This window comes from Gordonia alkaliphila, from assembly GCF_039542465.1.
Taxonomy (GTDB): domain Bacteria; phylum Actinomycetota; class Actinomycetes; order Mycobacteriales; family Mycobacteriaceae; genus Gordonia; species Gordonia alkaliphila.
On the sequence record NZ_BAABIE010000002.1, the window covers coordinates 306,441 to 325,613 of the forward strand.

Genomic DNA, 19,173 nt, shown 5'->3' on the forward strand with positions numbered 1-19,173 from the left:
ATGATTCCCGCACGGGTTCTCGCGCCCCTAGGCGAAGTCGGTCAACGGAGCGTGGCCGGGCGCACCACCATCACCGAGGCCGCGCGACGACCCCTCTCCTGCACCAGCGCGATGGCCTGACCTGCCGGGTCGACCACCGTGTAGATCTCCTTGCGGCCGATCGGCTCCAGCCATCGGCCCTGGCTGATCGACTCGGCTTCGTCGTCGGAGATGTCGCGGTGCGGGAAGCAGAGTTTGGCCGCGGCGTCGATCCCGAGGCTCACGCCGGGTTCGGCGATCACCTCGTCCAGGGAGCGCGCATGCTCCAACGTGAAGGGCCCCACCGCGGTGCGGCGCAGCGCGGTGAGGTGCCCGCCGACGCCGAGGTCGGCGCCGAGATCGCGTGCGAGAGAACGGATATAGGTGCCCGCCGAGCAGTCCACCGCCACGTCGAGGTCGACGAACTCGCCCTCGCGTCGCACCTCGAGCACGTCGAACTTCGCGACGGTGACCGGCCGCGGCGGCAGGTCGAACTCTGCGCCGGTGCGCACCAGCGCGTGCGCCCGGCGCCCGTCCACCTTGATCGCGCTCACCTTGGCCGGCACCTGCTGCAGGTCGCCGGTCAGCGCGGCCACGCCGGCCGCGATCTGCTCGTCGGTGACGGCCGACGCGTCCGCGGTCTCGACCGTCTCGCCCTCGGCATCGTCGGTGGTGGTCGACGCACCCAGGCGAATGGTCGCGGCGTAACTCTTGGTGGTCAACGACAGCAGGCCCAGGAGCTTGGTGGCGCGTTCGATGCCGATCACCAGGACACCGGTCGCCATCGGATCCAGCGTCCCCGCGTGGCCCACCCGGCGCGTGCCGAATGCCTTGCGGCACTGGGCGACCACGTCGTGACTGGTCATGTCGGGCGCTTTGTCGATCACCAGCAGCCCGGCGTTTTCGATGGAGAGATCAGCCATTGCCTCATCGTGCCAGTCCCCCGACCGAGATCCCGCATCGTCGGGGTCGGGGCACCACAGCTAGTGCGCGCCGGGAGCCTCGAACCACCCCAGCGTGCGACTCAATTCCCGCTCGAGGAAGGGCCGCATCGACAAGACGAACGTTTTGGTGAAGTGGTGGGCGTCGCGATAGACCAACACATTGCCGACCACCACCGGACACTCTTCAGGCCCGCAGTACTGGTCACTCGCATCGATCAGGGAAACACCGGGCAACGAGCCCAGCGCCTCGATCGCCGGATCGACCGGCGCCAGCGACCAATCTCGCGATACCCCGCACGCCACGGCGTCGTCGCGCACGGCCATGCAGTCGAACGGTTCGATGGTCTGGTCGTCGGCGGTCATCAGCCATGGCAGATCGCGGATACCGACCACCGGGATGCCTGCGTCCGACAGGCGGGTGAACGCGTCGACGTACCACTGCGGCACGTGGTCGCCGGTGCCGAACGGTTTCGCCGGGCGGGTCGAATTGGTGAACACCGCGTCGGGGCGAGTGTCGACGATGTGGTCCATCGCTTTGGCCTGCCACTGCACGCACCGCTCACTGTCGTGCGAGGTGGCCGCCGTCGGGCCGTATCCGAGGGAGCAGCCCACCATGACCACCAGCTCGACAGTGAAGCCCTGCTCCTTCCCGATCAGGTCGACCGCGGGCAGGAAATGGTCCACATGCGAGCCCCCCACCATGGCGAGCACCTTGCGGCCCGGCGCGCGCGGCGCGCCGTAGTCGCAGCTGACCACATCGACCGGGCCCTCGCGGTCGTAGTACGCCACGCAGTCGTCAAAGCCCGATTGCGGCAAATCCATGCGTGCGGCTTCCGCCCGCGGGGCAAACTCCACGCCCCGCGGCACGGGCGCGCCCGCCGCCGCTGCCGCCCCCGGATACAGTGCCGGATCCAAGTCGTCGGCCGACACCTGAGGAATCGGGGCCAGCCAGGCGGTGATCGCCACCGTCAAGGCCGCCGCGGTGGCGGCCAGAATCACCGGAACCCGAATACGCAGACGCCGGACCGGTGAGTCGGCTTTGAGGAGGAAGTCGGTAGCCGCCGCAAGGACCAGGGACACCGCGATGATGGCGAGCCCGTCGACCAGGCTGACCTGCGTCACCGCGGCACCCCGGAAATTGCGGTACACCAGAAACAGCACCAGCAGTGGCCAATGCCATAGGTACAGCGGGTACGCGATCGACCCCAGATAGACGATGGGCCGCGAAGCCAGCGCGCGCGTCACCGTGCTGCCCCCGGTGGTGCCCGCCACGAATGTCAGCGCGGTGCCGCCCAACGGCAGCAGGGCCGCCGGCCCGGGGAAGGTCGCGGCGCCATCGAGCACCAAACCGGTGATGGCCAGCATGGTCAGTCCGGCCACACCGGCGAGCTGTCGTGCCCAGGTCGGCAAGTGCACCCGAGTGATCACCAGCGCCACCAGACCGCCCAGCGCGATCTCCCAGAAACGCGCGAAAGTGCTGTAGTAGTTCAGGGTCTGGTTGGCCGGGCCGACCAGGGTCGCCCAGCCGAAGGAAGCCACCGTTCCGGCGATCAGCAATCCCACCAGGATGCGCCCGACCGCGTCCGAACGGAGACGACCGCGCCGCACCAGCACGCGTAGGAATAGGCCCAGGAGCGTTATCCCGCCGATCAGGACCGCGAAGATCTGTGCCTGCACGGCCAGCGACCACAGGTCTGGAACGGTGAGGGAAGGGACGTGGCATCGACGTAGCTGTTCCCCGCGAGGCCCAGCGCCCAGTTCTCGACGAAAAGATCCGACCACAGCGCATCCACCAGGGTTTCCGCGCGCCGAGTGAAGGGGTACACCCACCACACGGCCGCTACGGTGACTGCCACCACCAACGCCATGGGAATCCAGAGGCGCTTGAGGACCCGCCACAGCCGCGGCAGCGGATTACCCACCGGGTCACTTCCGGTCTGCGATCGCAGCAGCGACGGGATGAGGAAGAAGCCGGAGATGAACAGAAATGCGTCCACGCCGCCGGATACCGTGCCCATCCAGATGTGGAAAACCACCACCAGCATGATCGCGACGCCACGCAGTCCTTCGACGTCGAGTCGTCGGCCGGCCTTCGGACGTACGGCAGCCGCGGGCTGTGCTGCCTGCGCAGCAATGGATTCGGTCATCTCAGTGCAGCGCTATCGCAGTCAGAATCAGTCCATCGGAAATCAACCAGCGGCCGGGCAACGTCAACAGCGGCGGGCCGCCATCGGTGGCTGCCCCGTCGATCAGGATGGTCGAGGTGAAGGTGCCGGCGGCGACGATACTCTCGGGACCCACGCCGGTCTCGGTCGTCACCTGCTCGTCTCGGGTGAAGGTGATGTGCGCGTCGGCGAATCCGAGCCAGCGGCCGGTCAACGGGAACCACGCCTTGTAGGTAGCCTCTTTCGCGCAGAACAGCAGCCGATCCCAATGCAGATCGGTGCTGCGGCGCGCCAACACCTCGCGTTCGTCCGGGAGACTGGTGTGGTCGAGCACCCCGGCGGGCAGCGCCGCATGCGGCTCGGCGTCTATGCCGAGCGAACGCACCGCCAATGCGTAGGCGGCCACCGCCGCCCGGTATCCGTCGCAATGGGTCAGACTGCCGACCACATTCGGCGGCCACAGCGGAGTGCCGCGCTCGCCCCGCAGGATCGGCACCGGATCGATACCCAATTTGCCCAGCGCCTGCCGACCGCAATGGCGGGCAGTGGTGAATTCGCGACGACGCTTGTCCACCGCCTGCGCCACCAGCGACTCCTCGCCCGGCAGCAGAACCGCATCGACCGGATCACCGAATGCCTCCGCGGTGGCGACGCCGCGGGAAAACAGCAGCTCAATCATCGCAGCGCCTCCTTCGGTACTCCGGCACCCGCACGCGCCGAGTCGATACGGCGACGCCCCCACGAGCACACGACCCCTCATGGTGCCAGCGCCACCTGAGGAACAGCCAAAATCATGCCGCCGAATCCGGACAACTGTGACAGGCGTCATCTTTTCCGGTCGTCGACGCGCCGACGGGACTGACCTCGCGGTGCACTACCGCGCGCGATCGGCTGCCCGTTGTGCGCGACGCTCACGCAACTTGGCTACCCGCTCCTGGAATTGCCGCGACTGCTCCTCGTAGTCCGGCGGCAGTTCGAAACGGACGCCCAGTTCGTTGAGGTCGTCGGCGACGGTGCCGTCGTCCGGGATGATTTGCCGCAGCAGCGGCGACGGGAGGCCGCGGCGGTTCCATTCCCGGGGGTAGCCGACCGACACCTCTTCGAACCGCACGCCGTCGTACCAGGTGGTGCGCGGGATGTGCAGGTGCCCGTATACGCAGGCGGCGGCGTGGAAGCGGGTGTGCCAGTCGGCGGTCAGTTCGCTGCCGCACCACAGCGCGAACTCCGGGTACATCAGGGCGTCGCACGGTTCGCGGCGCAGCGGCCAATGGTTGATGAGGACGGTGCGTTCGCTCGGATCGATCGCCTCCAGGCGCTCGCGCGTCGCTTCGATCCGCGCCCGACTCCACGCATCCCGCGTCCCGTACGGCTCCGGCGACAGCAGGAACTCGTCGGTGGCCACCACGTTCGCCTCGCGCGCCACCGCCAGCGCCTGCAGCGCCGTGGTGGTGCCCTCCGGACGGAAGGTGTAGTCGTACAGCAGGAACATCGGCACCACGCGGACCGGCTCGCTGCCGTCGCCGGGATCGAACAGCGGGTAGCGGTCCTCCGGGGTCACCACGCCGATGTCCCGGCTGGCCTGCACCAGGTAGTCGTAGCGCGCGACGCCGAAGATCTGCAGCGGGTCCTTGGCCGTGGTGTACAGCTCGTGGTTGCCGGGCACCCAGATCACCGTGTCGAAGCGAGCCTTGAGGCGCCGCAGGGTGTCGATGATGTCGTCGGTGCGCTCGGCGACGTCGCCGGCGACGATCAGCCAGTCCCCCGGCTCACTCGGCCGGATCTGGTCGATGATGTTCTCATTGCCCCGATGCGCGACGTGCAGATCGCTGACTGCCCAGAGCTTCGCCATGACGGCCAGTCTGCCACCCCGCCACGCCCGGGTGACGGCGTAGGGAACCGCGGCGCCCCGACTCGCGTCCAAATCCCATGGGAGATGCGCACCGTGCCACGCAGTTTCTGACCGTCGGGGAGGGCGGCGCCGGCCACGGGGTCTACCACCGCGGCGAGTTCGCCGACCTCGACATCGATCCGCGCGAGCGCCGGCGCATGCTCCGCCGGGGCGACCTGACGTCGCCGCGTAAGGACTGGTTCGCCGTCCGCGGCCACGCCCCGGCCGTCGCGGCAGCGGTGGCCGAAGGCGGCGTGCTGTCGTGCGTGTCGGCGTTGCAGCGCTACGGATTCTGGGTGCCGCCGGGCTACCCCGAGCAGCATGTCCGCAGCGGCCGGTGGAGCACGCACGCAACGACCTCGTGTCGCGGCTTCTCGGCGATTCCCGCAGCTGTCACCGCCGTGGACTCGATCGCGGTGGCCCTCGAATGCGCCGCGCACTGCATGACCGCCGAAGATTGGATCGCCGTGTCCGACTCGGTGCAGAATCAACTCGGTCTGTCCGCGGAGGCGTTGCGCAGCGAGATGGGCCCGCTGCCGCAGTACGTGCAGGCACTTTTCGACAAGACGGACGGTCGCTCGCAGTCGGGCACCGAGTCGATCACTCGAGTGCGGTTGCGCGCGTTGGGCTTTCACGTGGTGGTCCAACCGCAGGTCACCGACCTCGCGCGCGCCGACCTGCGAATCGGGCAGCTGATCATCGAATGCGACAGCCGCCAGTACCACACCGATGCCGTCGCCTACCAGAACGACCGGACCCGCGACCGGAAGTCCACCGTCGGAGGCTGGCTGACCTTCCGCCTCACGTGGGACGACATCCTCTACGGCTGGGACGAGGTGATCCAGGACATCCGCGCCATCACCCGCGCGGGCCGGCACCGCCCCGGTAAAACAACGGCGTCCTGACCGCCACCGATGGCATATATCCATCGGCGACCGCTATAACGCCGTTGTTTTACCGGCGGGCTGGACAACCCGCGGCGCGGGCGTAGCGTGAGGTCATGGACGGCTCATTTGTGATCATCGGTGGCGGTCTGGCCGCAGCGAAGACCGCCGAAGCACTCCGCGACAAGGGATTCGACGGCGCCATCACGGTGATCGCCGCCGAACACCATCTCCCGTACGAGCGACCGCCCCTGTCCAAAGACCTGCTCGCGGGCACAGTCGAGGCCGCCTCGGTCTACCCGCTGGACTCCGACTGGTACGCCCGCTACCGGGTCACCGTGCACAGCAGCGTGCGGGCCACCAAGATCGACCGCGCGGGCCGATTCGTCCTCACCGACGACGGCTCGGCGATCCACTACGACAAGCTGGTCCTTGCCACCGGCTCGCGCCCGCGCCCGTTCCCGGGGTCGCCGGACGTGGCCTACCTGCGCACCCTCGACGACTCCACGGCACTGCGCGCGCGACTCGGCGAAGGCAAGTCGCTGGTGATCGTCGGCGCCGGCTGGATCGGCCTCGAAGTGGCCGCCACTGCGCGCAGCGCAGGCACCGCGGTGACCGTGCTCGAACCGCAGGAACTGCCGCTGGCGACGATCCTGGGCCCCCAGGTCGCCACCCTGATCGCCGACCTGCACCGCCGCCACGGCGTGGACCTGAACCTGGGCACCGGCGTCGCCTCGATCGAGGTGGACGCCGCCCCCGGCGGCCGCGTCACCGCCGACGACGGCACCGTCTACCAAGCCGACACCATCCTGGTCGGCATCGGCGCGATCCCGGAGACCGACCTGGCGGAAGCGGCCGGCCTCGCGGTCAGCAACGGCGTCGACGTCGACGCGGGCCTGACCACCAGCGACCCGAACATCTTCGCCGTCGGCGACATCGCCCATCAGGACCACCCGCTCCTCGGCCGCCTGCGCGTGGAGCACTGGGACACTGCGCTGCACCAACCGGCGACGGCCGCGGCCAACATGCTGGGCCACCGGGAGGAGTACACGCGCGTGCCGTACTTCTACACCGACCAGTACGACTTCGGGATGGAGTATCGCGGCCACGCCTCCGGCGAGCATCGGGTGGTCCTCCGCGGTGACACCGACAAGCTCGAGTTCCTCGCCTTCTGGCTCGACGACACCGACCGCGTCCTCGCGGGCATGAACGTGAACCTGTGGGACGACGGCGCCGACATCGCCGCTCTCGTCGCCGCGGACCGGCCCGTCGACCCGGCCGCACTCGCCGATCCGTCGGTTCCCCTCGGCAACCTCTGACGCCGACTACCGTGGGAGACATGGAGATTCCGGTTCCGCCGCCCACCGTCACGCTGGACCCGACGCCGGTGCTGAGCGACAACCCCGACCGCGACCGCTACGAACTCTGGTCCGGCGACGAGCTCGTCGGCGTGGAGGGCTACGAGCACACCGACGACGGCGGGCTGATCCTGCTGCACACGGTGGTGACCGAGAAGTTCGGTCGGGCCGGGTTCGCTCGCCTCCTGGTGTCGCAGGTGCTCGACGACGTCGCCGCCCGCGACGTCAAGATCACCCCGGTCTGCACGTACGTCCAGAAGTTCCTCGAGCGCTACCCGCAATATCAGGCAACCGTCCGATAACCCCGAACGTCCGATAATCTGTAGCGGGAATGCACTAAATACCTCGCAGACTAAGGACCTCTCATGACCGACGCCTGGTTGACCTCACTCATCACCGCCACGCCCCAGGAGGGCTTCGAGCTGGCGATCACCCTGAGTCGTCGCGGCGTGAAGTACACCCAGCCCGACGGCGAGGTGCTCCACCGGCTGCGCCCGGAGTACGCCGAGAATGCCGACTCGCTCATCGCCGGCTCGCAGGTGGTGGCACTGAACTTCCAGACGGTGGCGGCCGCCAACAACTACTGGCGCTGACCGACTACTGCCACGGGGCCCGCCGCCATCGGCGGCGGGATCATCGCAGCCAGGAGCCGGACCGCACCCGCCACACCACGGCGCCCAACCGCGCGAGCATGAACACGAGCAGCCCGCTCCAAATGCCCGCCAGACCCCAGTCGAAGACCAGCGCCAGCCAGATCAGCGGCAGGAAACCGAGCAGTGCGCCCAGCAGGGTCGCCGTACGTAGGAACGCGACGTCCCCGGCGCCGAGCAGCACGCCGTCGAGCGCGAAGACCACGCCGGCCACCGGCACCATGACCACGAGGAACCACCACGGCACGCGGGCGGCCGCCAGGATCTCCGGGTCGTCGGTGAAGATCCGCGGGATCAGCGTGACCCCGACGGCAAAGACCGCCGCCAGCGTCACGGCCATCGCGAACGACGACACCACCGCACGCCGCGCGTTCGCCTTCGCGAGCCCGAATGCCTTGGCGCCCAACGCCGCGCCGACCAACTGCTGCGCGGCGATCGCCAACGAGTCCAGCAGCAACGCGATGAACTCCCACAGCTGCAGCACCAACTGGTGCGCCGCGACCTGGGCCACGCCGAACCGCGCGGCCACGGCCGCCGCGGAGACGAAGCAGATCTGGAACGACGCGCTGCGCAGGATGAGGTCGCGCGCCATCACCAGCTGCGCCCGCATCACGGGCAAGTCGGGCCGCCAACGCCCATCGGACTCGCGCACCAGACGCCCGACGAACAGCACACCGGTGAGACCCTGTCCGATCAGGTTGGCCACGGCGCTGCCGGGCAGACCGAGCTTCGGCGCACCCGCCAGCCCGTGAACGAGGACCACGCACAGCACGGCGGCCAGCGCCAGCCCCACCGTCACATAGACCACCGGGGGCCGCGCCTCCTGGACCCCGCGCAGCCAGCCGTTCCCCGCCATCGCCAACAGGATCAGCGGTACACCGAACATCGCGATCCGCAGCCACTGTGCGGCCGCACCGGCCACCGCATCGTCGGGCACCAGCGCCCGCATGATCCACGGTGCGGTGGGATAGACGACGGCGATGATCGCCGCACCCGCGACGAGCGCGATCCAACTCGCCTGCACGCCCTCGGCCACCGCGGCGGATCGACGACCGGCGCCGAACTCGCGCGCCGACCGCGCCGTGGTGCCGTAGGCGAGGAAGGTGAGCTGCGTGCTGACGATGGCGAGCACCAGCGTGCCCACGGCGAGCGCGGCGAACTCGTCGCCGCCGAGCCGACCGACCACCGCCAGGTCGAGCATCAGGTAGAGCGGCGGCGCAATCAGCACCACCAGTGCCGAGCCCGCCAGCTTCGCGAAGCCGGTCGACACGGGTACGACTACAGGGCCGCGCGCAATCGCGCGACGACCTCGTCGGCCGTGCCCCGATCGCTGTAGCCGGCCGCGCGGGTGTGTCCCCCGCCGCCCAGAGAACCGGCGATAGGCACCAGATCGACCTGCGCAGTACTCCGCAGCGAGACGTTCCAACGTCCCGGCGTGGCCTCCTTGAATACCGCCGTCACGTCGGCCTCGCGCGCGGTGCGCACGATGTCGACGACGCTCTCGCCGTCTTCCCACGACATCGGCGCCATCTGCTCGGCGTCGACCACGGCGTAGACCAGACCGGCTCCGCCGCAAGCGGTTTCGTCCAGGCGAGCGGTGGCGAGCACCGCGGAGACCATGGCGAACCAGCCGAACGGATGGGAGTCCATCAGCACCCGACTCCAGTGCGCCGAGTCGACCCCGGCGGCGGTGAGCCGACCGGCGACGAGAAACGACGCCGGGCGCGCCCACTTGAACGAACCGGTGTCGGTGACCAGCCCGGCGTACAGGCAGGTCGCGACCTCCTTGGTGAGTTCGGCGCCGAGGGCGTCGAGCACGTCGAGCACCAGGACCGCCGTGCAGTCGGCGGTGGCGTCGATCAGGTCCAGGTCGGCGAAACCGCTGTTGGACACGTGGTGGTCGATGCACACGGTGCGCTCGGACGCGCTGAACACCGACGCCAGTCCCCCGAGCCGCTCGACCGTGGCCGCATCCACGGCCACCGCGACCGGCGCAGGCGCCAGGTCGGCGTCGTCGACGATCAATTCCGATCCGGGCAGCTCCCGGAGCGTGTCCGGCAAGGCCTCCGGACCGGGAAAACTCACTGCGACCTGCACGCCGCGCGAACGCAGCGCCAGGCCCAAGGCCAGTGCGCTACCGATCGTGTCGGCATCGGGCCGGATATGACTGAAGATGGCGACCGCCGACGTCTCTCGCAAGACGTCGGCGATCTCCACTGCTGAAGCAGGATTCACCCGCGAGCCTCGGCTTCTGGGCCGGAGGCATCCTCGTCGTGCCGGTAGGGATCGCTGTCCCCGGCCGGCTTCGCGTCCTTGGCCGAACGCGCGACGAGCTCGTCCTGGGCACGAGCCCGAGCGAGGAGTTCATCCATCGCCCGCGTCGCATCCGGGACCGTGTCGAGCTCGAACCGCAGAGTGGGCGTGAACCGCACCCCGGTGCCTGCGCCCACGAGGGAACGCAGGGCACCGGTCGCGGCGGCCAGGCCGGCCGCCGCTTCGGCCACGTCGGGCTCGTCGTCGACCGTCGCACCCATCACGGTGTAGAACACCGTGGCGTCGTGCAGGTCGCCGGTGACCCGACAGTCGGTGACTGTCACGTGAGCCAACCGCGGATCCTTGATCTCGGTGCCGATCGCCGAGGCGACGATCGTCGAGATCCGCTTGGCGAGCCGCGCGGCCCGTGCGTGATCGACCATCAGCTCCGCGCCTTCTCCACCATCTCGTAGTTCTCGATGATGTCGCCGACCTTGATGTCGGAGTAGGTCAGCGTCAGACCGCATTCGAAGCCCTCGCGGACCTCGGTGACGTCGTCCTTCTCGCGGCGCAGCGACGAGACCGCGAGGTTCTCGGCGACGACCACGTTGTCGCGCAGCAGGCGTGCCTTGGCGTTGCGACGGACCACGCCGGACTGCACCATGCAGCCCGCGATGTTGCCGACCTTGGACGACTTGAAGATCGCGCGGATCTCGGTGCGGCCCAGCTCGACCTCTTCGTAGATCGGCTTGAGCATGCCCTTGAGCGCCGCCTCGATCTCCTCGATCGCCTTGTAGATGATCGAGTAGTAGCGGATCTCGACGCCCTCGCGGTTGGCCAGCTCGGTGGCCTTGCCCTCCGCGCGCACGTTGAAGCCGATGATGATGGCATCCGAGGCCGCCGCCAGGTTGACGTTGGTCTCGGTGACGCCGCCGACACCGCGATCGATGATGCGAAGCTGCACCTCGTCGTCGATCTCGATCTGCATCAGGGCCTCTTCGAGGGCCTCGACCGTACCGGAGTTGTCGCCCTTGAGGATCAGGTTCAGCTGGCTGGTCTCCTTCAGCGCCGAATCCAGATCTTCCAGGCTGATCCGCTTGCGGCTGCGAGCGGCCAGCGCGTTGCGCTTGCGCGCGCTGCGACGGTCCGCGATCTGCCGCGCGATGCGGTCCTCGTCGACCACCAGCACGTTGTCGCCGGCACCGGGCACCGACGTGAAGCCGATGACCTGCACGGGACGCGACGGGTAGGCCTCTTCGACGTCCTCGCCGTGCTCGTCGACCATGCGACGAACGCGACCGTAGGCGTCGCCGGCGACGATCGAGTCGCCGACGCGGAGGGTACCGCGCTGGATGAGCACTGTGGCCACCGGACCGCGACCGCGGTCGAGGTGCGCCTCGATGGAGACACCCTGGGCGTCCATGTCCGGGTTGGCACGCAGATCGAGCGACGCGTCGGCGGTCAGCAGGACGGCTTCGAGCAGCTGCTCGATGTTGGTGCCCTGCTTGGCCGAGATGTCGACGAACATGGTGTCGCCACCGTATTCCTCGGGCACCAGGCCGTACTCGGTGAGCTGACCGCGGATCTTGGCCGGGTCGGCGCCTTCCTTGTCGATCTTGTTCACCGCGACGACAACCGGCACGTCGGCCGCCTGCGCGTGGTTCACGGCTTCGACCGTCTGCGGCATGACGCCGTCGTCGGCTGCGACCACCAGGATCGCGATGTCGGTGGCCTTCGCACCGCGGGCACGCATGGCGGTGAACGCCTCGTGACCCGGGGTATCGATGAAGGTGACCAGACGATCCTCGCCGTTGAGCTGGGTGTTCACCTGGTACGCACCGATGTGCTGGGTGATGCCGCCGGCCTCGCCCGCGCCCACGTTCTCCTTACGGATCGTGTCGAGCAGTCGGGTCTTACCGTGGTCGACGTGACCCATCACGGTCACCACCGGCGGACGCTGCGCGAGATCGTCCTCGCCGCCCTCGTCCTCGCCGTAGGTGAGGTCGAAGCTCTCCAGGAGCTCGCGGTCCTCGTCCTCGGGGCTGACGACCTGGACGACGTAGTTCATCTCCGAGCCCAGCAGCTCCAGGGTCTCGTCGTTCACCGACTCGGTGGCCGTGACCATCTCGCCGAGGTTGAACAGCGCCTGGACCAGCGATGCCGGGTTGGCGTCGATCTTGTCTGCGAAGTCCGACAGCGATGCACCGCGCGCGAGGCGGATGACCGCACCGTTGCCGTGCGGCAGCCGAACGCCACCGACCGACGGCGCCTGCATCGAGTCGTACTCTTGCCGCTTCTGCCGCTTCGACTTGCGTCCCTTGCGGGGAGCGCCGCCGGGACGACCGAAGGCACCCGCGGTTCCACCGCGACCACGCGGGCCGCCACCGCCGCCGGGACGGCCGCGGAAGCCGCCGCCTGCTGCGGGTGCACCGGTGCCGCCACCGCCGCCGCCGGGGCCGCCGCGGTATCCGCCGCCACCGCCGCCGGGACCACCGCGACCGGGGCCACCGCGGCCGCCGGGACGGGCGTCCGGACGAGCCGCACGTGCGGGCATCGCACCCGGGCTCGGGCGCGGGGGCATGCTGCCCGGGCTGGGACGCGGACCGCCGGGACCGGCTGCCGGACGACCCTGCGGAGCAGGACGACCGCCGCCGGGGCGCGGACCGGCCTGACCCGGACCCGGGCGCGGGCCCTGCGGGCGCGGCGCGGGTGCCGGAGTCGACGAGTACGGGTTATTGCCGACGCGCGGAGCACGCGGCATCGGGCGCGGGCCCGGACGAGGCGCGGGCGTCGCCGGAGCGTCCGACGCTGCCGGAGCCGCCGGAGTCGGCTTGGGACCGGCCGGCTTGGGACCGGCGGGCTTAGCGGCCGGGGTCGCCGGCGCGGCGGCCGCAGCCGGAGTCGGAGCTGCCGGAGCCGGCGCGGCGGGAGTCGCCGCGGCCGGAGCACCGGGCTTGGGTCCGCCCGGCTTGGGTGCGCCCGGCTTGGGGCCGGACGGCTTCGCGCCGCCGGGCTTGGCGCCGGGCGACGGGGTTGCTGCCTTGGTCGGCGTCGCCGCCGGGGCACTGCCACCCGCATCGTTTGCGGGGGCGAAAGATTCGCGGAGTCGACGGGCCACCGGGGCCTCGACGGTCGACGACGCGGATTTGACGAATTCTCCCTGGTCCTTCAGACGCTCCAGCACTGCTTTGCTGGTGACGCCGAGTTCCTTGGCCAATTCGTGGACGCGGGCCTTGCCTGCCACTGCTCTCCTCACTTGGAGGCCGAGCGGGCTTCCGCTACGGCCTCGGGTTATTGAACCAACATGCTCATCGTGGCGACTTCACGGTGTGCTCATGTCTTCCACTCACCTGTCCTGGCTCCCTGCGGAGCCCCTATGGCGCCTCGCCGAAAATCTCGGCGAGGTCGGCCGGGTCCACGGTCAGCCCGCGTACCCGGAGTGCCGGTCCGAACGCCCGTCGCCGCACCGCCGTCGTCACACAGGACTCCGACGGGTGCAGCCAGGCACCACGTCCCGGCAGGTTCTTCCGGTGATCGATCACCAATTCTGGCTTCGCGTTCACCGCCACCCGGACCAGCATGGATTGTGGACTGCGTTGACGGCAGCCCACGCACATGCGGATCGGATGTGTCGACTCTGGAAGAACCACCGATCAGTCTAGCTCATTTTCGACGGCCTGCGCGCCATCGGACGCGGGCTGGGCCGGGGCTGCGGGCTCGGCGGTCTCCGCATCCGAACGGATATCGATGCGCCAACCGGTGAGGCGTGCCGCCAGGCGGGCGTTCTGCCCTTCCTTGCCGATCGCGAGAGAGAGCTGGTAGTCGGGAACGATGACGCGCGCCGCGCGGGTCGCCTCGTCGACCACCGTCACCGAGACCACCTTGGCCGGCGACAGGGCGTTGCCGACGAACTCGGCCGGGTCCGGCGAGTAGTCGATGATGTCGATCTTCTCGCCGCCGAGTTCGCTCATCACGTTGCGCACGCGCTGGCCCATCGGTCCGATGCAGGCGCCCTTGGCGTTCAGTTCGGCGAGGCGGGTGTGCACGGCGATCTTGGAGCGATGACCGGCTTCGCGCGCCACCTCGACGATCTCCACCGAGCCGTCGGCGATCTCCGGGACCTCCAGTGCGAACAGTTTGCGCACCAGGTTCGGATGGGTGCGCGAGAGGGTGATCTGCGGACCGCGGACACCGCGTGACACGCCCACCACGTAGCACTTCACGCGGTCACCGTGCTGCAGGTTCTCGCCGGGCACCTGCTCGGCGGGCGGGATCACCCCCTCGGTGACGTTGGCCTCGGTGCCGATCTCGACCACCACCAGGCCCTTGGCCTTGGCGCGGGCGTCGGCCTGCACCACGCCGGCGACGATCTCGCCTTCGTGGGCGACGAGTTCGCCGAACTGCTTCTCGTTCTCCGCGTCGCGCAGCCGCTGCAGGATCACCTGGCGGGCGGTGGTGGCGGCGATCCGGCCGAAGCCGTCCGGGGTGTCGTCCCACTCGTGCACCAGCACACCGTCGTCATCGCGCTCCTGCGCCATGACGCGCACCTGGCCCGACTTGCGGTCGATGTCGATGCGGGCGTGCGGCGCGTAACCGTCGGTGTGGCGGTACGCGGTCAGCAGAGCCGTCTCGATGGCGGTGATGACGGTATCGGCGGGGATACCCTTCTCGGCTTCGATCAGCCGCAATGCGGTGACGTCGATGTGCATGGTGGCGACTCCTATTCGCTTGTCGGATGCAGTTGTAAGTGAGGGGGGTCTAAGGGTGCCGCGCGGGCGCGGCGTCAGCTCGCGGGGGTACGACGACGAGCGATCTCGTCGTCGTCGAGGCCGCAGCGGCGCAGTTCCGCCTCGCCGGGCCGGGTGAAATCCACCTCGATCTTCGCGGACTCGATGTCGGCGAACGGGATCGACTGTGTGCGCATCCGGCCCTTGTCGTTGTGGAGCAGCGCGACGGTGTCGTCGTCGATCTCCGCGACGCGGCCCTGCACCGTCGACTTCGCGCCGTCGACGAGCAGCCGCACGGCCACCTTGCGGCCGCGGGCGCGGCGCCAATGGCGCGGCAGCGACAGCGGACGCCCGATGCCGGGAGTGCTCACTTCCAGGTCGTAGGCCTGTTCGCCGAACAGGTCGGTCTCGTCGAGCGCCTCGGACAGCTGTCGGCTGACCTGAGCCAGTTCATCGAGCCCGATGCCGCCGTCCCGGTCCACGATGACCCGCACGGCCCGCACCTCGCCGGTGGGGCCCGCGGTCAGCTCCTCCAGGTCGTACCCCGCCTCGGAGAGGATCGGGCCGACCAGTCGTTCGAGCTTCTCGGCCGCGTCGCCGGTGGCGGCGGGGCCACTGCTGGTGGTCACTGGATTCTCCTCATCGGGCGGTCGTGGCGGCCGAACCGGGGCCGCTGCACGGACCTTTCACCATAGTCGATCCGGACGGCTGGCAGAATCGGGCGATGTGACCGCTCGCCCGCCTGGCCCCGAACCCGCCGTCGTCTCCCGTCGCACCGTTTTTCGCGGTGGCGCAGGCCTGACCCTCGCGATCGCGGCCGGTGCCGCGGTGACCGCGTGCAGCCCCGGCCCCTCCGACCGGCAGCGCGACGCCGAAGCGCTGGTGCCGCTGGCCCAGGCCGCCGATCGTCAGCGTCGTCAAGCCGAGCAGCTCGCCCCGCGCGAGACCGAATACACCGCTGCCCTGGGCCAAGTCGCTGCCGAGCGCGGCACCCACGCGCAGGCGCTCACCGACGAGATCAATCGTCTCCACGCACCGGCCGCCTCCGGGATCACCGCCCCCGCCGGGGTGGGCGCCGGGACGCTCGACGACCTCCGCGCGCAACTGCAGAAGTCGGCCACCGCAGCCTCCGCGGCCGCCGCCGCGGCCGACGGCTTTCGGGCCGGACTGCTCGCCTCCATCAGCGCCTCGTGCACCGCATTGAAAGAGGTTCAACTGCCATGAGCACCATCGAGGCACTCGAGAACGCGATCGACGCGGAGAACGCGGCGATCTTCACCTACGGGGTCAGCACCGCGTTCATCGGCTCCGGCGACCGGGCGGCGGTGGGCGAGTACATCGCCGCGCATCGGGTGCGGCGCGACGAACTGAACGAGGACCTGGTGGCCCTCGGCGCACCGGCGCGCCAGGCGGCGGCCGGCTACCGCCTACCGGTGGAGGTGACCGGCCCCGATTCGGCGGCCACCGCCCTGCTGGGCGCGGAGACCGAGTGCGCCCGTGCCTTCCGGGCGATGGCCGAACAGGTCGACACCGCCGCGCTGCGCGTGCGCGCCGTCGACGGTCTCACCGACTGCGCGCTGCGCGCCGCGCAGTGGCGCCGGTCGCTGGGCCGGAGTCCGGTGACCACCGCGTTCCCCGGCACCGCCCAGGCCTAGATCCCGGGCCGGGGCCCGGGCTCAGCGGCCCGGGCTCAGCGGCCCGGGCTCAGCGGCCCGGGCTCAGGCCTCGCCGCGCACCGCGGCCAGCACGGCGTCGACCGCGTCGGCGATCGGGACGGCCGTGGCCGTGCCGGTGCTCCGGTCGCGGATCTCGACGGTGCCGTCGGCCCAGCCGCGGCCGACCACCACGACGGTGGGCATGCCGAGCAGTTCGGCGTCTTTGAACTTCACGCCCGGCGACGCCTTGCGGTCGTCGAACAGCAGCTCCAGCCCGGCGGCGTCGAGCTGCGCCGCCAGTTCCTGGGCGCCGGCGACGGCGGCCTCGTCCTTGTTGGCGATCACCAGGTGCACGTCGAACGGCGCCACCCCGCGCGGCCAGACCAAGCCCTTGTCGTCGTGCATCTGCTCGGCGAGGACCGCGACCAGGCGCGATACTCCGAGACCGTAGGAGCCCATGGTGACGCGGACAGGCTTGCCGCTCTCGCCGAGGACGTCGAGTCCGAAGGCGTCCGCGTACTTGCGGCCCAGCTGGAAGATGTGGCCGATCTCGATGCCGCGCGCGGTCTCGAGGACACCGCGTCCGTCCGGCGACGGATCGCCGGCGCGCACCTCGGCGGCCTCGATCACACCGTCCGGGGTGAAGTCGCGGCCGGCCACGAGGCCGACGACATGCTTGCCGTCCTCGTCGGCGCCGGTGATCCACGACGTACCGGTCACCACGCGCGGGTCGGCCAGATAGGTGAAGCCGGACTCCTGCACGCCCTTCGGGCCGATGTAGCCGCGCACCAGCCCCGGGTTGGCGGCGAAGTCGGCGTCGGTGAGCAGTTCCACGTCGCCGGGCTCGACGGCGGCTTCCAGGCGCTTGAAGTCCACCTCGCGGTCGCCGGGCACGGCGATCGCGGTGATCTCCCACTCCTCGCCGGGCTTGCGGATCTTGACCATCACGTTCTTGAGGGTGTCGGCGGCGGTGTACTCGCCGTCGAGGGCCCCGTTGGCCCAGTCGACCAGCGTGTCGATGGTGGGGGTGTCACCGGTCTCGTGCACCGTCGGCGCGGGCAGTCCGTCGATCGGGAGCGCGGCCGGTACCGGCGTCACGACGGCTTCGACGTTCGCGGCGTAGCCGGACTCGGTGCTGCGGACGAAGGTGTCCTCGCCCACCTCGCACTCGGCGAGGAACTCTTCGGAGGCGCTGCCGCCCATGGCGCCGGAGGTGGCGGCCACGATCACGTACTTGACGCCGAGGCGGTCGAAGATCCGCTGGTAGGCATCGCGATGCAGCTGGTAGGCGTGCTCCAGGCCGGCGTCGTCGACGTCGAACGAGTACGAGTCCTTCATCACGAACTCGCGGCCGCGGAGAAGGCCCGCGCGGGGACGTTCCTCGTCGCGGTACTTGGTCTGGATCTGGTACAGGATCACCGGCAGATCCTTGTACGAGCTGTACTCGCCCTTCACGAGCTGGGTGAACAGCTCTTCGTGGGTCGGGCCGAGCAGCATGTCGTTGCCCTTGCGGTCCTGCAGGCGGAACAGGTTGTCGCCGTACTCGGTCCAGCGGCCGGAGGTCTCGTACGGATCGCGCGGCAGCAGCGCGGGCAGCAGGATCTCCTGGCCGCCCATCGCGTCCATCTCCTGGCGGACGATGTTCTCCAGGTTGCGGTACACCTTCAGACCCAGCGGCAGCCAGCTGTAGATGCCGGGGGCGGCACGCCGGATGTAACCGGCGCGGACCAGCAGCTTATGGCTGGGCACCTCGGCATCGGCGGGGTCGTCGCGCAGGGTGCGCAGGAACAGGGAGGACATACGCGTGATCACAGGTGGTCAGAGTAGTCGCCGCCCCTCCTCGCTACGGTGTTCGGGTGCGTGTGATCCTTCCCCCCTCCGAAACCAAGTCCGACGGCGGTGCCGGCGTACCCCTCGACCTGGAGAAACTGTCCCTCCCTGAGCTGGCCGCGACGCGGCGCCGGGTGGCCGACGCCCTCGTCGCGTTGGCCGACGATCTGGACGCGTCGCAGCGCGCCCTGGGCCTGGGCAAGTCGCAGCTGGCCGAAGTCGATCGCAACGCCGAACTGTTCGTCTCGCCGACCCGCCCGGCCATCACGCGGTACACCGGGGTGCTCTACGACGCCCTCGACTATCGCGGCATGACCCGCGCGAGCAAGGCCAAGGCCGCCGACCGGCTGATGATCGCTTCGGCACTGTTCGGGGTGGTCGCGGCCACCGATGAGATTCCGGCCTATCGCCTCTCCGGCGGCTCCAAGCTGCCCGGCTTCGGCACCCTCGCGGCGGTGTGGAAACCGGTGCTCTCCCCCGCACTCGAAGCGCTCGACGACTTCGTGGTGGACCTGCGTTCGGGCGCCTACCTGTCGCTGGGCCCGGTGCGCGGCGCCGTCACCGCCACCGTCGTCACCGAGGCGGCCGACGGTTCACGCAGCGTGGTGAGCCACTTCAACAAGCACTACAAGGGCCTGATCGCCCGCGATCTGGTCAGCACCCGCGCCCAGGTCGCCGACATCGGCAAGCTCGCCGCCGTCCTGTCGTCGGCCGGGCACCGGGTGGAGATCACCTCGCCCACCGAGATCACCGTCATCACCGACTGACCGCCCGCACGCACGGCCGCCCACACGCACTGAC

General features: G+C 69.8%; 20 protein-coding genes. 7 read left to right on the forward strand and 13 right to left on the reverse strand.

Annotated elements, in window-relative coordinates; translation table 11 throughout:
• Nucleotides 1-41: 41 nt before the first annotated feature.
• The 5 genes from truB to ABD989_RS03340 all read right to left on the reverse strand — a co-directional run bounded on the left by truB (nucleotide 42) and on the right by ABD989_RS03340 (nucleotide 4,976).
• On the reverse strand, nucleotides 42-941 hold the full coding sequence (truB, locus tag ABD989_RS03320; RefSeq protein WP_345312419.1) for a tRNA pseudouridine(55) synthase TruB: 900 nt from the start codon (nucleotides 939-941) through the stop codon (nucleotides 42-44).
• A 60-nt stretch (nucleotides 942-1,001) separates the two neighbouring features.
• On the reverse strand, nucleotides 1,002-2,639 hold the full coding sequence (locus ABD989_RS03325) for an acyltransferase family protein (protein ID WP_345312420.1): 1,638 nt from the start codon (nucleotides 2,637-2,639) through the stop codon (nucleotides 1,002-1,004).
• Nucleotides 2,612-3,109 carry an acyltransferase family protein gene (locus ABD989_RS03330; protein ID WP_345312421.1) on the reverse strand — a complete coding sequence of 166 codons (498 nt, stop codon included), beginning with the start codon at nucleotides 3,107-3,109 and terminating at the stop codon, nucleotides 2,612-2,614. The genes ABD989_RS03325 and ABD989_RS03330 overlap by 28 nt, the downstream gene beginning before the upstream one ends.
• A gap of 1 nt (nucleotide 3,110) precedes the next feature.
• Complete coding sequence (locus ABD989_RS03335; RefSeq protein WP_345312422.1) at nucleotides 3,111-3,806, reverse strand: 4'-phosphopantetheinyl transferase family protein; 696 nt, start codon at nucleotides 3,804-3,806, stop codon at nucleotides 3,111-3,113.
• 195 nt (nucleotides 3,807-4,001) lie between these two features.
• A complete protein-coding gene (locus tag ABD989_RS03340; protein WP_345312423.1) occupies nucleotides 4,002-4,976 on the reverse strand; it encodes a metallophosphoesterase family protein in 975 nt (324 codons plus the stop codon).
• Between the two features lie 77 nt (nucleotides 4,977-5,053).
• On the opposite strand from ABD989_RS03340, the gene ABD989_RS03345 reads away from it, so the two are divergent.
• The 4 genes from ABD989_RS03345 to ABD989_RS03360 all read left to right on the forward strand — a co-directional run bounded on the left by ABD989_RS03345 (nucleotide 5,054) and on the right by ABD989_RS03360 (nucleotide 7,850).
• A complete protein-coding gene (locus ABD989_RS03345; protein WP_345312424.1) occupies nucleotides 5,054-5,920 on the forward strand; it encodes an endonuclease domain-containing protein in 867 nt (288 codons plus the stop codon).
• 95 nt (nucleotides 5,921-6,015) lie between these two features.
• Nucleotides 6,016-7,218 carry an NAD(P)/FAD-dependent oxidoreductase gene (locus ABD989_RS03350; protein ID WP_345312425.1) on the forward strand — a complete coding sequence of 401 codons (1,203 nt, stop codon included), beginning with the start codon at nucleotides 6,016-6,018 and terminating at the stop codon, nucleotides 7,216-7,218.
• A gap of 20 nt (nucleotides 7,219-7,238) precedes the next feature.
• Nucleotides 7,239-7,559, forward strand: a complete 321-nt coding sequence (locus ABD989_RS03355) for a GNAT family N-acetyltransferase (RefSeq protein ID WP_246995509.1) — start codon at nucleotides 7,239-7,241, stop codon at nucleotides 7,557-7,559.
• A 63-nt stretch (nucleotides 7,560-7,622) separates the two neighbouring features.
• Nucleotides 7,623-7,850, forward strand: coding sequence for a hexameric tyrosine-coordinated heme protein (locus tag ABD989_RS03360; RefSeq protein WP_246995507.1), 228 nt, complete (start codon nucleotides 7,623-7,625; stop codon nucleotides 7,848-7,850).
• A gap of 40 nt (nucleotides 7,851-7,890) precedes the next feature.
• On the opposite strand, the gene ABD989_RS03365 is transcribed toward ABD989_RS03360, so the two are convergent.
• From ABD989_RS03365 to rimP, 7 genes are all read right to left on the reverse strand, one after another.
• On the reverse strand, nucleotides 7,891-9,177 hold the full coding sequence (locus ABD989_RS03365; RefSeq protein WP_308221360.1) for an MATE family efflux transporter: 1,287 nt from the start codon (nucleotides 9,175-9,177) through the stop codon (nucleotides 7,891-7,893).
• An 8-nt stretch (nucleotides 9,178-9,185) separates the two neighbouring features.
• Nucleotides 9,186-10,142, reverse strand: coding sequence for a DHH family phosphoesterase (locus ABD989_RS03370; protein ID WP_345312426.1), 957 nt, complete (start codon nucleotides 10,140-10,142; stop codon nucleotides 9,186-9,188).
• Nucleotides 10,139-10,603, reverse strand: coding sequence for a 30S ribosome-binding factor RbfA (gene rbfA / locus ABD989_RS03375; RefSeq protein WP_246995503.1), 465 nt, complete (start codon nucleotides 10,601-10,603; stop codon nucleotides 10,139-10,141). Before rbfA ends, ABD989_RS03370 begins: the two co-directional genes overlap by 4 nt.
• On the reverse strand, nucleotides 10,603-13,404 hold the full coding sequence (gene infB, locus ABD989_RS03380; RefSeq protein ID WP_345312427.1) for a translation initiation factor IF-2: 2,802 nt from the start codon (nucleotides 13,402-13,404) through the stop codon (nucleotides 10,603-10,605). The genes rbfA and infB overlap by 1 nt, the downstream gene beginning before the upstream one ends.
• Before the next feature lie 130 nt (nucleotides 13,405-13,534).
• Nucleotides 13,535-13,741: a YlxR family protein gene (locus ABD989_RS03385; RefSeq protein WP_281499840.1), complete on the reverse strand. Its 207-nt coding sequence runs from the start codon at nucleotides 13,739-13,741 to the stop codon at nucleotides 13,535-13,537.
• Between the two features lie 72 nt (nucleotides 13,742-13,813).
• On the reverse strand, nucleotides 13,814-14,869 hold the full coding sequence (gene nusA, locus ABD989_RS03390; protein WP_246995497.1) for a transcription termination factor NusA: 1,056 nt from the start codon (nucleotides 14,867-14,869) through the stop codon (nucleotides 13,814-13,816).
• A gap of 74 nt (nucleotides 14,870-14,943) precedes the next feature.
• Nucleotides 14,944-15,516 (reverse strand): ribosome maturation factor RimP, encoded by a 573-nt coding sequence (gene rimP / locus ABD989_RS03395; RefSeq protein ID WP_246995495.1) that lies wholly within the window; start codon nucleotides 15,514-15,516, stop codon nucleotides 14,944-14,946.
• A gap of 97 nt (nucleotides 15,517-15,613) precedes the next feature.
• On the opposite strand from rimP, the gene ABD989_RS03400 reads away from it, so the two are divergent.
• Nucleotides 15,614-16,111, forward strand: a complete 498-nt coding sequence (locus ABD989_RS03400; protein WP_345312428.1) for a hypothetical protein — start codon at nucleotides 15,614-15,616, stop codon at nucleotides 16,109-16,111.
• A complete protein-coding gene (locus ABD989_RS03405) occupies nucleotides 16,108-16,542 on the forward strand; it encodes a ferritin-like domain-containing protein (protein ID WP_345312429.1) in 435 nt (144 codons plus the stop codon). Before ABD989_RS03400 ends, ABD989_RS03405 begins: the two co-directional genes overlap by 4 nt.
• Before the next feature lie 63 nt (nucleotides 16,543-16,605).
• Here the strand turns inward: ABD989_RS03405 and ABD989_RS03410 are convergent, their stop codons facing one another.
• A complete protein-coding gene (locus ABD989_RS03410; protein ID WP_345312484.1) occupies nucleotides 16,606-18,342 on the reverse strand; it encodes a proline--tRNA ligase in 1,737 nt (578 codons plus the stop codon).
• Nucleotides 18,343-18,398: 56 nt separating this feature from the next.
• On the opposite strand from ABD989_RS03410, the gene yaaA reads away from it, so the two are divergent.
• Nucleotides 18,399-19,139 carry a peroxide stress protein YaaA gene (yaaA, locus tag ABD989_RS03415; protein ID WP_345312430.1) on the forward strand — a complete coding sequence of 247 codons (741 nt, stop codon included), beginning with the start codon at nucleotides 18,399-18,401 and terminating at the stop codon, nucleotides 19,137-19,139.
• Nucleotides 19,140-19,173: the final 34 nt, after the last annotated feature.

Excerpts from the sequence above, each read along its gene's own strand:
- truB (WP_345312419.1), bottom strand. The coding sequence starts at position 941 with ATGGCTGATCTCTCCATCGAAAACGCCGGGCTGCTGGTGATCGACAAA.
- ABD989_RS03330 (WP_345312421.1), bottom strand. The coding sequence starts at position 3,109 with ATGACCGAATCCATTGCTGCGCAGGCAGCACAGCCCGCGGCTGCCGTA.
- ABD989_RS03335 (WP_345312422.1), bottom strand. The coding sequence starts at position 3,806 with ATGATTGAGCTGCTGTTTTCCCGCGGCGTCGCCACCGCGGAGGCATTC.
- ABD989_RS03340 (WP_345312423.1), bottom strand. The coding sequence starts at position 4,976 with ATGGCGAAGCTCTGGGCAGTCAGCGATCTGCACGTCGCGCATCGGGGC.
- ABD989_RS03345 (WP_345312424.1), top strand. The coding sequence starts at position 5,054 with ATGGGAGATGCGCACCGTGCCACGCAGTTTCTGACCGTCGGGGAGGGC.
- ABD989_RS03350 (WP_345312425.1), top strand. The coding sequence starts at position 6,016 with ATGGACGGCTCATTTGTGATCATCGGTGGCGGTCTGGCCGCAGCGAAG.
- ABD989_RS03355 (WP_246995509.1), top strand. The coding sequence starts at position 7,239 with ATGGAGATTCCGGTTCCGCCGCCCACCGTCACGCTGGACCCGACGCCG.
- ABD989_RS03360 (WP_246995507.1), top strand. The coding sequence starts at position 7,623 with ATGACCGACGCCTGGTTGACCTCACTCATCACCGCCACGCCCCAGGAG.
- rbfA (WP_246995503.1), bottom strand. The coding sequence starts at position 10,603 with ATGGTCGATCACGCACGGGCCGCGCGGCTCGCCAAGCGGATCTCGACG.
- ABD989_RS03385 (WP_281499840.1), bottom strand. The coding sequence starts at position 13,741 with ATGCTGGTCCGGGTGGCGGTGAACGCGAAGCCAGAATTGGTGATCGAT.
- nusA (WP_246995497.1), bottom strand. The coding sequence starts at position 14,869 with ATGCACATCGACGTCACCGCATTGCGGCTGATCGAAGCCGAGAAGGGT.
- ABD989_RS03405 (WP_345312429.1), top strand. The coding sequence starts at position 16,108 with ATGAGCACCATCGAGGCACTCGAGAACGCGATCGACGCGGAGAACGCG.
- ABD989_RS03410 (WP_345312484.1), bottom strand. The coding sequence starts at position 18,342 with ATGTCCTCCCTGTTCCTGCGCACCCTGCGCGACGACCCCGCCGATGCC.